Below are 15,430 nucleotides of genomic sequence, written 5' to 3' on the forward strand. Positions count from 1 at the left end.
TAGCCGTAGCGGCTATGGGCGTGAGCCGATGATCTCCAGGAAGCGGTCGAGCATCGCGTTCACCTGCTCGGGCACCTGGAGCGTGAGGTAGTGCCCGGAGCCCGCGACGCGCCCGACCAGCACGTCGGGCCGCAGGCGCCGGAGCCGCTCCAGGTCCGTGGGGGTTTCGGCATGGATGTAGAGCAGCGGGCAGGTCCCGGCGGAAAGCTCGGCGGCGGAGTCGGAGGCCATGAGGTCGCGAAAGAACGGGACCGCCATCTGGCGGGGAGCCCTCGCCAGGTCTTCCATCACCCTGGCCGTGACCGACGCCGCGTCGTGGGGGCCGAAGGTTGCCCGGAAGAAGCTCTGCAGGGCTCGTACCCAACCTTCACCCTCCAGGCCGGGGAGCAGGGCGGCGAGGGCTCCCTGGCGCACTGGTTCGGGGAAGAGAACAACCCCATCCAGCAACACGACGCCGGCAGCCAGGTCTGGCCGGAGTGTAGCCACCTCGAGGGCGACGGGCATGCTGTGGCCGCACAGCACCGCCAGGGTGACTCCCGCCGCCTCGCAGACGCCGATCACGTCCTCGGCGAAGTCGCGTACGCCGAACCCAGACTCCGGTGTGGCGCTCTCACCGTGCCCGGGAAGATCGATGGTCAGCACCCGGTGCCGGCGGGAGAGGTGCTCGACCTGGCCCGCGTAGTACCCGCGGTGGCAGAAGGCGCCGTGGATGAGCACGATGGTCGGGTCGCCCGCGCCAACGATCTCGTAGACAATCCGGCGCCCCCGTACGACGGTGGCCCGTACCGATGGCGAGGCCGGTGGGTGGCTCACCTGCGGCGGGTCGGAGAGCTGGGCGATGGCGGGCATCTCGTTCCTCCTCTTCCAGAGCGGGTCGGTTCGGATCGAAGCATGCGACCCGAGGCTCCGGCGAGGCATCGCCAGAACGGGCCATCCCCGAAGATGGCCAGTCCTGGCTATAGGAGGTGCAGGCGGCTGGCGGCCGCGGCGGCGGCCGTGCGGGAAGTGACGCCGAGCTTGGTGAGCAGATTCGAGACGTGCCGGTGGACCGTGTGCGGGCTGATGACCAGGCGCTCGGCGATGTCGCGGTCGCTCAGGCCCTCGGCGACCAGCCGGAGGACCTCCATCTCCCGGCGGCTGAGCCCGGCGTGCGCGCTCGATGGAGGCTCCGGCGCCGGGCGCATGGCGCCGAGGCGTGCGAAGGCCTCAGCGGCAAGCCGGGCCTCCCGGGCCGCCTCGTCGGCGCTGCCTTCCTGGCGCAGCACCCCCGCCAGGGCGAGGCGAGCCTCGGCGGCCGCATAAGGCAACCCGGCGGCGGCAAGGCGGTCCACGGCATCCTCCAGCAGCTCCCTTGCAGCCCGCTGGTCTCCCGAACGTGCTTCAACGACGCCCCGGGTTGCAGACGCCGCGGCCGCGAGCGCCGGGTTGGCGGTGGCCTCGGCCACCGAAGCCACTTCGTCGGCGGCGGCCCGGGCGCCGTCGAGATCGTCCAGGGCGGCGCGGGCCCGGGCGAGCAGCTCCCACCCCCGGGCGCGCAGCATGCGGTCCTCTGGGGCGACCTGGCGCAGGAACCGCTCCGCCCATCGAGCCGCCGTCCCGGGATCGCCCCGGTCCAGCGCCAGCGCGGCGTGCCCGATCTGCGCCTGGGGATGGAACGCGACGCGGTCGAAGAGGGCCGTAGCCTCGTCGAGGCGCCCCTGCCGCCGCCGGAGTTCCCCCAGGCTGGCGAGGGTGTCGCCGACGAGCCCCCGGTGGAGCGCGAGCTGTTCCGCGGCCCCCTGCAACTCCCGTTCCGCTTCGGCCCAGTCGCCCCGCTCGGTGAGCACAATCGCGTAGTGGGTGCGGCAGACAGCGAAGAGGCCCCCCAGGCCGGTGCGGCGGCAGAACTCCATCATCCGCGTGCACCATTGGCCGGCCCGTTCGAAATCCCGCACCCGCTCGCAGCCGACGATCATCGTGCAGCCAGTGGCCGCGATCAGCTCCACGTCGTGCATCTCGCCCCCCGTGGCGGCCGCGGTGGCTTCATCGAGCAGGCGCATCCCCCCGGCGACGTCACCCTCGGACACCAGGGTTGCCCCCCACACTGCGCGCGCCAGCATTTCCACATCGATGAGCCCGAAGCGCTGGGCGAGCTCCACCGCCTCGACGGCCTTGGCTCGTGCCGTCGCCGGGTCATTGGTGAAGAGGAAGGCGCAGTTGGACTCATGCATCGCCAGGAAGGCGTGCTCGGGCGACACCTCGACCTCGGACAGGAGCCGGCGGGCGCGCTCGGTCCACCCGTTGAGCGCCGCCATGTCGCCCCGGCGGAGCGCGGCCTCCCGGGCGATCTGGCAGGCCACGCGTGCGGAGCCTCGGGCATCCCCCTGCTCGCGGTAGAGCCGGTAAGCCCGTTCCCGGGCCTCTGCGCAGGCGTCCAGGTCCTCGAGCCACCAGCATGCCCGGGCCAGACCTTCCAGCGTGCCCGGTGACTCCCCACCGGCGAGTGCGGCCTCAAACGCCGCTCGGGCTGTCGCCCACTCGCCGCGGGCCAGGGCTGCCCGCGCGAGAGCGACCCCGTCCGCTTGCGCTGCCCGCACGGGGAAAGGATAGACCCCACTTTGGAAACGGTCGGTAGCGGGGCGATGGTCCGGGCGAGCGGCACGCCACCGGGGGGCTGGGTGTCTCCCCCCGGGGGCCAGGTGATTGGTCGCTGGTGGGCGAGGCCAGCTGGCCGGCGGCACCCCTCGGGGTGCAGAGCTCCGGCAGTGGATGGTCGAGCCATCCCGGGTTCCCGATCCGGTTGACGACCCCGTCCTTGCATTCTGGGGCCGGCGGGGCGTGGAGCCGGGCGTCAGGGAGGGCCGGGGGGCTGGGCTCCGGCGTCGCCGAGCCGGTCAGCTCCTGCGCCCGGGGCGGCGAAGGGCTGGGGCGTGGGGGCGGGATACCGCAGCCGCTACGCGGCCGCCTGCAGCTTGGCCAGCACTGCCCGGAGGTGCTCCCGCCGCTCCTTCAACTCCCGCCGGTAGATCGGGTTGTCGGTGTCTGCGATCTCCGGGCTCAGGTTGCTGATCTCGGACTCGAGAACATCGCCCAGGAGCTGCGCCTGGGATTCGGAAAGCTCCAGTGTCATGGCAAGCCTCCCTTTCTGGGACCTGCAAACTGCCTCCCCTCCAGCGTAGCTCGGGCTCGTTATTCCGGGGCCGTTTCGCCGGCCGGATCGCCCTCCTCGGCCCATCCAGCCCATCCGGCCCAGCTGGCCCCTTCACCCCACGAAGCCGGAGCCAGGGCAGCCATCCGCTCGTAGGCCGGGCGCAGCTCGTCCGCCAGGCTCGTCCCCAACCCGAGGTCGATCGGGTCCAGCTGGCGCAGGACGGCGTCGGGCACCACGGCGGGCACCGGCCGGACGTGCAGCTCGGCCAGCTCCGGTCCCGCCGACCAGAAGCCCGCCAGGGACTCCTCCAAGGGCGGGACTCCGGCCCCCGATGGACCGGCGGCCGCCGGCCCGGCCGGCACCTCGCCAACCGACGGGCTGTCCTGGCGCAGCAGCCGCAGGTTGGCCAGGAGCACGTCCTTCGGCCGCCCCCGCCAGGCGAGGATCAGGAAGGGATCCTCGTCGAAGGCTTCCGCCAGGATGTAGTACGTGGCAGCGATGTGCTTGCACGGGTTGGCGTAGTCCGGGCACGAACACTGGGTCACCAGGTCCCGATGCGAGGCGGGGAACAGCGCCAGCTTGCAGGCCCGGAACACCTCACCGATGTCCTGGGGCATCTCACCCGCCAGCAGCATCGCCAGGTACAGCGCCTCCCCGGCCAGCGCGTCCTCTGCCGCCCGCCAGTCGCGCTCGGACAGCACCGTGAGGCCGATCGAGACCTGGTAGGGCCGCGCCCGGGAACCCTGCACCCGGGCGGACACGACTCCCGGGGAGACCTCGAGGTCCAGCACCTGACCCGTGCGGGCGTAGGACTTCCCCCGGGTCAGGCGGCCGCCCAGGCGGAACGACTCCAGCACGGCGATGAACTGCTGGGACCACCACGTCTGGCCTATGGCGCCCCGCTGGCTCTTGGCCTTGATCCCGGCGGCAGCCCGCCGGACCGTCGGCGGGTAGTACGGGTAGTACGGCTCGTCGAAGGGGGCCATGCGTCTAGCCCTCCGACACCGCGTCGGCATCGAGGGCGATGAGGTCCCGGAGCTGGTCGGCGGAAAGCTCGGTCAGCCAGGCCTCTCCGGCCCCCACGATGCGCTCGGCGAGGGCCTGCTTGCGCTCGATCATCTTGTCGATGCGCTCTTCCAGCGTCCCGGCGCAGATAAACTTGCGGACCTGCACGTCCCGGCGCTGGCCGATGCGGAAGGCCCGGTCGGTGGCCTGGTTCTCGACCGCGGGATTCCACCAGCGGTCGAAGTGGATCACGTGGTTGGCGGCCGTCAGGTTGAGCCCGGTCCCGCCCGCCTTCAACGAGAGCAGGAACACCGGGGGGCCGGCGTCGCCCTGGAACCGGGCAACCATCTCGTCCCGGGCCGGCTTCGGGGTGCCCCCGTGCAGGAAGGCCACCTCCCGTCCCAGGCGCTCGCGGAGGTACGGGCGCAGCCTGGTGCCCATCTCGGCGAACTGCGTGAAGCACAGGGCTTTCTCCCCGGCGGCCACCACCTCTTCGAGGATCTCCTCCAGCCGGGCCAGCTTCCCTGACCGGCCCGGGAGCGGGGAGCGGTCGCCTAGCAGGTGGGCGGGGTGGTTGCACACCTGCTTGAGCCGGGTCATCGTCGCCAGGATCAGGCCCTTGCGCTGGATGCCTTCGGAGTCCTCGACCTGGCGCAGCATGTCGTCCACCACCGCTTGGTAGAGCGTCGCCTGCTCCCGGGTGAGGTTGCAGAACACCTTCATCTCCACCTTGTCGGGCAGGTCGGCGATGATGTCGCGGTCGGTCTTCAGCCGGCGCAGGATGAAGGGCCCGGTGAGGCGCTTCAGGCGCTCGGCAGCGTCCTCATCCCCGAAGCGCTCGACGGGAATGGCGAACCGCTGGCGGAACTCAGACGCCTCGCCCAGCAGACCGGGGTTGAGGAACTCCATGATCGACCACAGGTCCGCCAGCCGGTTCTCCACCGGCGTCCCGGTGAGTGCCACCCGGCGCCGGGCCGGGATGGCGGCCACCGCCTGGGTCTGGCGTGACCCGCGGTTCTTGATGTTCTGTGCCTCGTCCAGCACCACCCGCCCCCAGGGGATATCCGATAACCGCTCCCGGTCCCGCACGGCCAGCGCATAGGTGGTGAGCACGAGGTCCGCACCGCCCGCCGCCTCTGCGAACTCCTTGCCGGCCAGGCGCTCGGTGCCGTGGTGTACGTGCACCCGCAGGGCGGGGGCGAACCGGCTGGCCTCCCGTTCCCAGTTGCTGACCAGGGACATCGGGCAGACCAGCAGCGTCGGCAGGGGCCGCCCGCGGCGCCTGCCCTCCCGCTCGGACAGCAGCAGGCTCAGGAGCTGGATGGTCTTCCCCAGACCCATGTCGTCGGCCAGGCAGGCGCCCAGCCCGAGGGCATCGTGGAACGCCAGCCAGGACAGCCCCCGCCGTTGGTAGGGCCGCAGGGTGGCGGCGAGGCCCTTCGGAATCCCCGCCTCCCGGTAGCGCCGGGGGCCCACGCCCGGGTCCGGACCCAGCAGGTCGGCGAGGGCTCCCTCCCCGATGACGCCCACCACGGGCAACCCGACGCCGGCCGGGCGGGCCCCCAGCCCGACGGCCATCGCCTCGGCAAGGCGCATCTCCCCCCGGTGCCGGTTCCCCCGGAAGAAGCGCAGGGCGGCGGCCACCTCGTCGCTGCGCAGCTCGACCCACCGGCCCCGGAGCTGGACCAGCGGGGCCTTGAGGGAGGCCAGCCGCTGCATCTCCGCCTCCGAGAGCGTCTCGTCACCGATGGCCACCTGCCACTCATAGGCGACGATGCCGGCGACGCCCAGCACCGACGGGGTGAGTGATCCCTCGCTCTTGGGGCGCAGGCTGAGCTTGACCCCCAGGCGGGCGGAGCGCTTCGACCACCAGGGCGGGACCAGCACGCCGAAGCCCGCCTGCTGGAGGAGCGGAGAGCCCTGCGCCAGGAAGGCGTAGGCATCGTCGGTGGCCAGATCGGAACCTGAGGGCCGGGCGGTGCGCAGCGCGGGCTGGAGGGCCGGGTACAGCCGGCTCGCCCGCCCGAGGCCCGCCAGCAGCGTCTCCTCGGGGTTCTGGGCTCCCGCTTCGCTGCCCCAGCCCGGCCCCCCGCTGGTGCGCCCGGCCCAGATCTGGGCGGCGGGCACCAGTACCGACCGGTCGTCGAGCGACTGCAGCAGGAACTCCAGCCGCCAGGGCGCCTCCAGCGCGGCTCCGGGTTCGGCCTCGGGTTCGGCTTCGGGGGCCTTGAGCCGGAAGCAGGTTCGCAGCCCCGACCGGGGCGGGGACAGCACCGGGCGGCTCCACGCTTCCAAGGTGGTGGCAAGGGAAGCGAACCCGGGAGCCCGCTTCCCCGCCGAGTCGGGCAGGGTCGGATCCTGCGCCCCGAGCCCCCGCACCCAGGCCCGGGCCACCCCGCCCTTCCGGCGAGCCGGCGCCCCGCCCCCAGCGCCGGTCGCCGAGCGGGCGAGGGCGTCGACCAGGTCGCCGAGCATTGAGGCCACGATGTCCGCCGGGGCACGCCCCGCAAGAGATCCGCCCACCGGCTCGGCCCGGCACACCGGCGGCATCGCCCGCATCAGGATCCCGATCGCCTCCCGGGCGTCGGGGGTCGCCGTCACGGCCAGCCACCGGGCAGCGGACGCTCCGTCGGCGGCGGCGGTGATCCTAGGAACCACCTGACCGCCGACCACCGTCGCCAGGGCCAGGTTGGCGATCTGGATGAGGAAGTCGAGCGACGCCCCGAGTGGGGTCCCTCGGTCCTCGACCCCGACTTCCTCCAGGGCGAGGAGCAGGCGGACCGCGGCCAACGGACCGGCGGCGAGCACGGGCACCTGCCAGGGGGCCAGGCCGACTGAGGTGCCAGGCTGCTGTTCGTCGACCGCCAGCAGCTCGGGCGAGGGCACTGGCCCGGATGGGGCCGTCGGCAGCAGCAGGGTGAGGGTCCCCGGGATGGCGGCCAGGGTCGTCCGGCCAGCCAGCCAGGCTGCCAGGAATTCAGTGCTGAGGGCAAAGGGGTGGGGCCGGGTCCGCGGGACCCGGGCGGGGCGGCCCCGCGGCCTGGACGCGGGCGCGACGGCAACGCCATCCTCGCCCCATAGGCAGAGTTGCCCGGCCGAGGACCAGAGCCCGTGGACTGCGATCACGCCGGAAGCGTACGCCGAGGCCGGTGGTGAAGGATTGGTGAAGCAGGAGCCCCCGGACCGTAGTTAGACGATGACCTCGAGCCCGGCCCCCCCACCCTCTGCCCGGGGGAGGTAGTCCCCCCAGGCCGCGGCCAGGCGCCGGATGCCCTCGGCCAGGACGTCAGCCGGGCGGGCGATGGTCAGGCGGATGTGGTCGTCGAACGAGAGGTCGCACGAGGTGGTCGGGCCGGGAAGGATCGCGACGCCCCGCTGCCTCGCCACGGTGGCCAACTCGCGGGCGCTGCCCGACGGCAGGCGTACCCAGAGCGTCAGGCTGCCCCTGGGCGCCGACCAGGACCAGGTGGGCAGCAGGTCATGCAAGTGGGATTCCACCAGGTGGAAGTTGGCGGTCGCCGACGCCCGGCGCTCCTCCCGTACCCGGTCGATCTCGGCGAGCAGGTGGAGCGAGATGATCTGGGAAGGCACCGACGTGCCGAGGTCCAGCATCGCCTTAGGGAGCCTGGGAGAGCCTGGGAGGGCCTGGGAGGGCCCAGGCCTCCACTGGCGCATGTCGACGGTGAGGTTCGGCGATCCCTAGCCCAACAACCCTTTCACCTCCGCCGACTTCACCATGATCCGCAGCTTCTCGGTGGCGTCCTCGGTGAGCGGGTCGCCGTGGCCGACACCGACGAACTCGGGGGCCAGGTCGATCATCTTGTGCAGCGAGTCCCGCTGCTCGTGCAGGTTCAGGTTGAACGCCGGCCAGCCGGGCGAGAACAGCGGGAACGTGGCGATGGCGTCGCCCGCCAGCAGGATCCTGCGCTCCGCCCACCAGAACGCCACGTGGCCGGGGGTGTGGCCCGGGGTGTGGATGACCTCCACGCTGCCGATCTTGGTGCCCTCCCGGATCGACTCGTCGATGGGGCACTTCGGTGCATGGCCGAAGCCCACGGCCGCACCGAACTGCAGGTAGTAGACCTTGGCGTAGGGGATCAACGGGCGCTGGGGCGTGATCGGCACCCGTTGCGCTTCCCGGTCACCGGCGATGATGTCCGCCTCCCAGGCGTGCGAGAGCACCGTCGCCCCGCTCAACTCCTTCAGCATGGCCAGCCCGCCGATGTGCGAGCGGTGGGCATGGGAGATGACGATGTGCTTGAGGTCGGTGACCTGCCGGCCCATCGCCTTGATCTCGGCGAGGACGCGGTGGGCGTCGGTGTCAAACAAGGTGTCAAACAGAGTCAGGCCCGCCGGGTCGTCGAGCAAGAAGGCGTGGACATTGCCACCCTTGTGCTGCCACATGACCCGGACGCCTTCCGCGGTGCCCACGGACGGCATTCTATGGTCACCCTATGTGAGGATCAACCGTTTTCAGAAGGCAAGGTGCGGCTGGCGAGAGGGTTCGCCACTGCTTGTGCATGACTGAGCACCGTCTGGGTGTTCGGACAGGCACAAATATGGCCCTGGACCGGCCCCGAGCCCGCCCTCAGCCCCGGCCCCCCGGCGCCACCGCCACAATCGGCTCCGGCGGCGGGTTGCCCCCCAGCGACCCCTGGAAGGGGGAACTCGAGAAGTCGAAGATCCCGCCGTCGGTCGCCACCATGAGGTAGCCGTCGCCGTAGGCCACCATGCCCACCACCGGCTGGTTGAGCCGGGTGCCGCCCATCGAGCCGAGGAACGGGGGGCCGAAGGCGAAGATGCCGCCGTCGGAGGCCACCAACCAGTACCCGGGCCCTGCCGGGTTCGGCGCCAGGCCCACCACCGGCCGGTTCAGGTGCCGGCCACCCATCGACCCGGCGAAGGTGGCGTCGCCGAAGGTGAAGATGCCCCCGTCGCTGGCCACCATGTAGTACCCGTTGCCCGACGGCGTCGCCACCGATCCGATCACCGGCGCGTTCAGGCGCACCGTGCTCATGTCGCCCAGGAAGGTGGCGTCGCCGTAGGGGACGGCCCGCCCCAGCGAGGTGAACAGCCAGTAGCCCTTCCCATCGGCCGTCCCGGAGATGCTCGTCACCGTTTCGCCTTTGCCGAGGGCCGGGGCATCGCCGTAGGTGCTGGCGTCGCCACAGGTGTAGACGTGGCCCGCCGTGTCCACCAGCCAGTAGCCCTGCCCGTCCGGTGTGCTCACCATGTCTGCTGCCACCGTCCCGACCACCACGGTCGGGGCCGTGCCGCACTGCACGGGGCCGAAGTTGTAGACGAAGCCGTCCCGGCGGAGCAGCCAGTAGCCGGGGGCCGGATTGATCATCCAGAGGTAGCTCGCTTGGGCCACCGCGCCTCCGGGGTCGCTCACCGTCACAGTGAAGGTGTGCGTCCCGTTGCTGAGGCCGGTGTAGGCGACGGGCGTGGTGCACGTCGCAATGGGGTTGGAGTCCAGCTGGCACACGGTGGTGAGCGGCGTGTTGGGGAAGTTGTCGTCCAGGGTGGTGAAGGCGAAGGATCCGGTGGACGAGGCGGAGGGGTTGGGCGGCTGGTCGGTGATCGTGACCTGGGGCCCGGTGGCGGCGCGCACCGCTCCGGCCGCGCCCAGGAGGGGGATCTGGAGCATCAGGAGCCCGACCGCCAAGACCGCACCGGCGAGGGTCAGGCGCCGCCGGTACCGGACCAGCTTGTTCGGTGGGTGGTTCGTCATGCCCGGGTAACTCTACCTACGGACGCCCGGATGGGGAACCCCCCTCCGCGGCACCCCTCTACCGCAGAGCGGCTACCGCAGAGCGGCCTCGATGAGCGAAGTGAGCGCCTCCGGGTTGGCCAGGGCGTCGGCGCTGAAGACCGAGGGCGGGGCCATCCCCATCAGGATCCGCCGGACCGGGACCTCCACCTTCTTCCCGTTCAGCGTCCGGGGGATGGCCGCCACCGCCAGGATGCGGTCGGGCACGTGGCGGGGCGACAGCTGGATGCGGAGCCGGTCCCGGATCCGGGCGCACAGATCGGCATCCGCCACCACGCCGCGGGCGGGGACGACGAACAGCAGCAGCTCGCCCGCCTGGTCGAGGCCGCCCGTGTCCACCACCAGGCTGTCGGCCACCTCCGCCAGGTCTTCGACGACGGCGTAGAACTCGGCGGTCCCCATCCGCACGCCGCCCCGGTTCAGCGTGGCGTCCGACCGCCCCGAGATGATGCAGCTGCCCCGCTCGGTGATCGTGATCCAGTCGCCGTGGCGCCACACGCCCGGGTAGGTCTCGAAATAGCTCTCCCGGTAGCGGTGCTGCCCGGGGTCGTTCCAGAAACCGGTGGGCATCGAGGGCATCGGCTCCGTCACCACCAGCTCGCCCACCGACCCCACCAGCGGGTGCCCTCCCGGGTCGAATGCCTCGACGGCCGCCCCGAGCATCCGGCACTGGATCTCGCCGGCGTGGACGGGCAGCAGCGGGCACGAGCCGACGAACGCGGTGCACACGTCGGTGCCCCCGCTCACCGACCCGAGGGCCAGGTCCGGGTGGACCGCCTCGTACACCCACCGGAACCCCTCGGCGGGCAGCGGCGCCCCGGTCGAGCCCAGGCTGCGCACCGCCGACAGGTCGAACGTCGTTCCGGGGCGCAGGCCCGCCTTCAGGCACGCGGTCAGGTAGGGGGCGCTGGCCCCGAAGTACGTGATCCCGGTTGCTTCGCTCAGCCGCCACAACGCGCCGAGATCGGGGTACGCCGGGCTGCCGTCGTACAGCACGACGGTGGAGCCCACCAGCAGGCCGCCCACGAGCAGGTTCCACATCATCCAGCCCGTGGTGGTGAACCAGAAGAAGCGGTCGCCCTCGCCCAGGTCCATGTGCAGCGCCAGGGCCTTCAGGTGTTCGAGCAGGATCCCGCCGTGACCCTGGACGATTGCCTTGGGCGCCCCGGTGGTCCCCGACGAGTACAGGATCCACAGCGGGTGGTCGAACGCCACCGGCTCGAAGGCCGGCTCGCCCCCGCGGGCGCTGCCCGGCAGCGAACCCCAGTCCACGACGGCGTCCCCCGCGGACCACGACCCGAGCACGGGCACCCCGACCACCGCCTGCAGCGACGGGAGCTGGCGACGGATCTCCGCCACCTCTGCCCGGCGGTCGTGGTCGCGGCCACCGTACCGATACCCGTCGCATGCGACGAGTATGGTCGGCTCGATCTGGCGGAACCGATCTACGACGCTGCGGGTGCCGAACTCGGGCGCGCAGGCTGACCACACCGCGCCGAGCGATGCCGTGGCCAGGAAGGCGACGACGGCTTCGGTGATGTTGGGCAGGTACGCCGCCACCCGGTCCCCCCGCCCGACGCCGAGGCTCCGCAAGGCCCCCGCGGCCGCAGCCACCTGGGCGGCCAGCTCGTCCCGGGACAGGGTGGCGAGCGTGCCCGCCTCGGAAGCTGCCACCACGGCGGGGGCACCGCCCCGCCGGGCGAGGGCGTGCTCGGCATAGTTCAGGGTGGCGCCCGGGAACCATGCCGCCCCCGGCATCGATGACGACCCCAGGACCCGCTCGTACGGGCGGTGCGCGAAGACCTCGAAGTAGTCCCAGATCGAGGCCCAGAACGCATCGAGATCCGCCACCGACCAACGCCACGCCTCCTCGTAGGAGGGGAAGGCCAGCCCGCCGGCGGACGCCAGCCACGCCAGGTAGTTCGCCATGGCCGAGGACGCCACCCGCTCGTCCGACGGTGTCCACAGCGGGGGGTCATTCACCCCCCGGTGGCCCCCATCGGGGCACCCACCGGGTTGCGCAGGACGCCGATGCCTTCGATCTCCAGCTCCACCACGTCGCCCGGTGCCAGCCGCCGGCCGAGGTCCAGCCCGCAGCACCCGCCCGGGGTCCCCGACCCGTAGACGTCGCCGGCCTCGACGCCCTCTCCGGCGGAGACGTGGGCGATCATCTCGGCCCAGCTCCAGCGGGCCTCAGACGACCGTCCCCGGCCCCACTCCTCGCCGTTCACCCGGCACGCCATGGCCAGGTCGGGCTGGGCCCCCAGCTCGTCCGCGGTGACGATGCACGGCCCGAGCCCGGTGCAGAAGTCCTTGGCCTTGGCCGGGCCGAGCCAGGTGGTGGCCTCCTTGGCCTGCATGTCCCGGGCGGAGAAGTCGTTCAGGACGCTGAAGCCGAAGATGTGGCCCGGGGCGTCGGGGACCGCGATGTCCGTGCCCGGCCGCCCGACGATCATCGCCATCTCCAGCTCGAAGTCGAGATGTGTGGTGTAGGAGGGCCACGGGCAGGTCTCCTCGGGGCCGATCATCCGGCGGTGATTGCCCTTGTAGTACACCGGCGCCTCGTACCAGTAGGCGGGGACCTCGCTGCCCCGGCGTTCCGCCCCCTGGCGCACATGGCTTTCGAAGGCGAGGAAGTCGCGGAGGGAGGCGAGGCGGTCCAGGGGGCACACCCAGCGGAAGCCCGGGGCGCCCTGCCACACCGTCGGCTCCTCGGGCGATGCGGCGATCAGGGACCGGACCGCCTCCCAGGCCTCCGGCCCGGCCTCGATGAGGGTGGCCACCGACCACAGGTAGGGCGGGACCTCGTCCTCACCGGTCGCCAGCGACCAGGCCACCACGAGGTCCAGTGGCCCCCCGCCGGGCACCGCCACCGCGACGCGCGGCGAGGGCAGGGCATCGTTGCGGTACCGCCAGATCCGCATGGCGGTGTCGAAACTAGTCGAGCAGCCCCATCCCTGCTGCCCACGAGGTGGTGTACTCCTTGATCTCGGCGCCGTCCAGAGCCGGATCCACCGCCAGTGGCCGGCGGGTCTCCACCATCACGGCCACCTCGTCAGTGCGCTGCTTGGTCTTCGCGGCGGCGATAGCGGCGGGCTGCGGGCCGTGAGGGATCCCTTGTGGGTGGTGGGTCAGGAAGCCTTCACCGATTCCAGCTCGTGAGAAAAAGCTGCCGGCGTGGTAGAAGAGCACCTCGTCGGCGTCGATGTTGGCGTGGTAGAACGGCACCTTCAGCACGGCCGGGTCCTCCTCCAGAGGACGGGGGACGAACGAGCAGATGACGAATCCCTCGTTGGCGAACGTGCAGTGCGCCGACGGCGGCATGTGGTAGCTGGGCGAGTAGACCGGGCGGTGGTCGAGGATGTTCAGCCGCACCGGGCAGAGGTCGCCCTGCCAGCCGACCACGTCGAGCGGGTGCCAGGCGAACCAGGCCGAAGTCCACGTGCCGTCCCGCTTGATGCGCACCTCGAAGGAGCCGGCCTCGTCGTGCGGGCAGGGCTCGGGCACCTCCAGCATGCCGGGGTCGAACTGGGCGTGGCGTCCCATGAGGCCCCGATCGGGGAGGTGGTACTCGCCGGTGCCCTCGATGACGAACAGGAACGCCTCCGACTCTGGCACGATCCGGTGCGTGGTCCCCTTCGGGAGGACGACGTAGTCGCCCGGCCGGTAGCGCAGCGGCCCGTAGTCGGTCTCGACGACGCCTTCGCCCCGGTGCACGAAGTAGCACACGTCCCCGTCGGCGTCCCGGAGGAAGTAGGGCATCGGCGCACGGCGCCGGGAGACGAAAAGGCGGACGTCCTCGTTGCCCGCCACCAGTGCCCAGCCGCCCTTCGGATCGGCGGCGTCGGCCGGGGTCACCCGGTTGAGGTCGAAGGCCCGCGGCCGGAGCGGGCCCTCGATGCGCACCCAGGCGGTCGGTGGGTGGGTGCGGTACAGGTGTGAGGAGCGCCCGAAGAACGTCTCCCGGCCGTGCTCCTCCTCGAAGGTGCCCTCGGGTATGGCAACGTGCGCCTGCCGGGTGACGATCCCCTTGGAGAAGACGGGGTCCACTAGAGGGCGTCCATTACAGGTTGCCCCGGAGGGCCTGCTCCCGCTCGATGGCTTCGAAGAGGGCCTTGAAGTTGCCCGCCCCGAAGCCCAGCGAGCCATGCCGCTCGATGATCTCCAGGAAGAACGTCGGCCGGTCCTGGAGGGGGGCGGTGAAGATCTGCAGCAGGTAGCCGTCGTCGTCGCTGTCGACCAGGATGGCGTTGTCCTGCAACGGTTGCAGGTGCTCGGCGACCTCGGGAACCCGGAGCACGGCGTCGTCGTAGTAATGGTCCGGCACCCCGAGGAACGGCACGCCCGCCGCCCGCATGGCGGCGACGGCGGCCACGATGTCGTCGGTCTGCAGGGCGATGTGCTGCACCCCCGGGGTGCCGTAGTACTCCAGATACTCCTCGATCTGCGATTTGCGCCGCCCGGCGGCGGGCTCGTTGATCGGCAGCTTGATCTTGCCCTTGCCGTCCCACAGCACCTTGGACATGAGGGCGGAGTACTCCGTCGAGATGTCGGCCTCGGAGAAGTGCAGCATCTCGGCGAAGCCCATCACCGCCTCGTAGAAGGCGACCCACTCGTCCATGCGGCCCAGCTCGACGTTGCCCACGACGTGGTCGATGCTGCGGATGCCCAGGTCGGGCGTTGGCAGGCTGGGCTGCACGGGTTGGAAGCCGGGCAGGAACACGCCCCGGTAGTCGTCCCGGGAGATGAGCGAGTGCACCGTGTCGCCGTAGGTGCCGATCGACGCCCGCACGACGGTGCCGTGCTCATCCTCGATCTTCTCGGGCAGGGCGACGCTGGTCGCCCCCCGCTCCAGGGCGGTCCAGTAGGCCGCCTCGGCGTCGGGGACGGTGAAGGCGACGTCGCGTACCCCGTCGCCGTGGTGGCGGACGTGGTCGGCGATCTCGCCGGCGGCGCCCAGGGCGCCGGTGAACACGAAGGTGGCGTCACCCTGGCGGACGCACCAGCTGGCCCGGTCCCGGCTGCCGGTCTCCAGGCCACGGTGGGCGACGGGGGTGAAGCCCAGCGCCCGGTAGAACTGGGCGGCCTGCCAGGCGTTGCCGACGTAGAACTCGACGTGGTCCACCCCGAGGATCGGGAAGGCGTCGTCCATGTGAAGCCTCCAGCGTTGCGTTCGGCCCTCGATCAATGATCGCGCCGCATCCCGGCAGCGGTTGGAGGACGCGGCCGGTTTGCCGTGTTCGTTCTGGGGAGTTTCTGGTCCCGTTTTGGGCCAAAAAGCTCCCCGCGATGATGTGGGCGGCGGTCCGGATCCGGGCTCTGACGCGTTCGGGGTCCACCCATGCGGCCCCTCGGCCGAACTCGGGGACATTCGTCCCGGTCAGTGGGACACCTATGAGGGTCGGGCTGTCAAGCGGCGGTTTGCTTCGCCTTTGCCTTTCCCCTCCCGGACCAACCGAGGGCCGTCTGCGAAGCAGACCGAAGGCCCTTGACGGGTGAGAAGGCCCCCTGGCAAGCTGTCG

General features: G+C 71.6%; 12 protein-coding genes. All 12 read right to left on the reverse strand.

The window, feature by feature from the left end; all coding sequences use genetic code 11:
- Positions 1-12 precede the first annotated feature (12 nt).
- Positions 13-849, reverse strand: coding sequence for an alpha/beta hydrolase (locus VFW71_10910; protein ID HEU5003271.1), 837 nt, complete (start codon positions 847-849; stop codon positions 13-15).
- Between the two features lie 107 nt (positions 850-956).
- Complete coding sequence (locus tag VFW71_10915; protein HEU5003272.1) at positions 957-2,576, reverse strand: LuxR C-terminal-related transcriptional regulator; 1,620 nt, start codon at positions 2,574-2,576, stop codon at positions 957-959.
- Positions 2,577-2,932: 356 nt separating this feature from the next.
- Complete coding sequence (locus tag VFW71_10920) at positions 2,933-3,109, reverse strand: hypothetical protein (GenBank protein ID HEU5003273.1); 177 nt, start codon at positions 3,107-3,109, stop codon at positions 2,933-2,935.
- Between the two features lie 59 nt (positions 3,110-3,168).
- Entirely contained in the window at positions 3,169-4,116 is a 948-nt protein-coding gene (locus VFW71_10925; GenBank protein ID HEU5003274.1) for an SWIM zinc finger family protein, read from the reverse strand.
- Between the two features lie 4 nt (positions 4,117-4,120).
- Entirely contained in the window at positions 4,121-7,261 is a 3,141-nt protein-coding gene (locus tag VFW71_10930) for a DEAD/DEAH box helicase (GenBank protein ID HEU5003275.1), read from the reverse strand.
- A 63-nt stretch (positions 7,262-7,324) separates the two neighbouring features.
- The gene (locus tag VFW71_10935; protein HEU5003276.1) at positions 7,325-7,747 is read right to left on the reverse strand and encodes a hypothetical protein; all 423 of its coding nucleotides are present in this window, start codon (positions 7,745-7,747) and stop codon (positions 7,325-7,327) included.
- An 87-nt stretch (positions 7,748-7,834) separates the two neighbouring features.
- Positions 7,835-8,566: an MBL fold metallo-hydrolase gene (locus VFW71_10940; GenBank protein ID HEU5003277.1), complete on the reverse strand. Its 732-nt coding sequence runs from the start codon at positions 8,564-8,566 to the stop codon at positions 7,835-7,837.
- A gap of 157 nt (positions 8,567-8,723) precedes the next feature.
- Positions 8,724-9,869 (reverse strand): hypothetical protein, encoded by a 1,146-nt coding sequence (locus VFW71_10945; protein HEU5003278.1) that lies wholly within the window; start codon positions 9,867-9,869, stop codon positions 8,724-8,726.
- A 72-nt stretch (positions 9,870-9,941) separates the two neighbouring features.
- A complete protein-coding gene (locus VFW71_10950; protein ID HEU5003279.1) occupies positions 9,942-11,876 on the reverse strand; it encodes an acetoacetate--CoA ligase in 1,935 nt (644 codons plus the stop codon).
- 11 nt (positions 11,877-11,887) lie between these two features.
- Positions 11,888-12,832: a fumarylacetoacetate hydrolase family protein gene (locus VFW71_10955; protein ID HEU5003280.1), complete on the reverse strand. Its 945-nt coding sequence runs from the start codon at positions 12,830-12,832 to the stop codon at positions 11,888-11,890.
- Between the two features lie 13 nt (positions 12,833-12,845).
- The gene (locus VFW71_10960; protein HEU5003281.1) at positions 12,846-13,958 is read right to left on the reverse strand and encodes a homogentisate 1,2-dioxygenase; all 1,113 of its coding nucleotides are present in this window, start codon (positions 13,956-13,958) and stop codon (positions 12,846-12,848) included.
- A 13-nt stretch (positions 13,959-13,971) separates the two neighbouring features.
- Complete coding sequence (gene hppD / locus VFW71_10965; GenBank protein HEU5003282.1) at positions 13,972-15,060, reverse strand: 4-hydroxyphenylpyruvate dioxygenase; 1,089 nt, start codon at positions 15,058-15,060, stop codon at positions 13,972-13,974.
- Positions 15,061-15,430: the final 370 nt, after the last annotated feature.

The sequence above is a fragment of the Actinomycetota bacterium genome, from assembly GCA_035765775.1.
In the GTDB taxonomy this organism is placed as follows: Bacteria; Actinomycetota; CADDZG01; order JAHWKV01; family JAOPZY01; genus DASTWV01.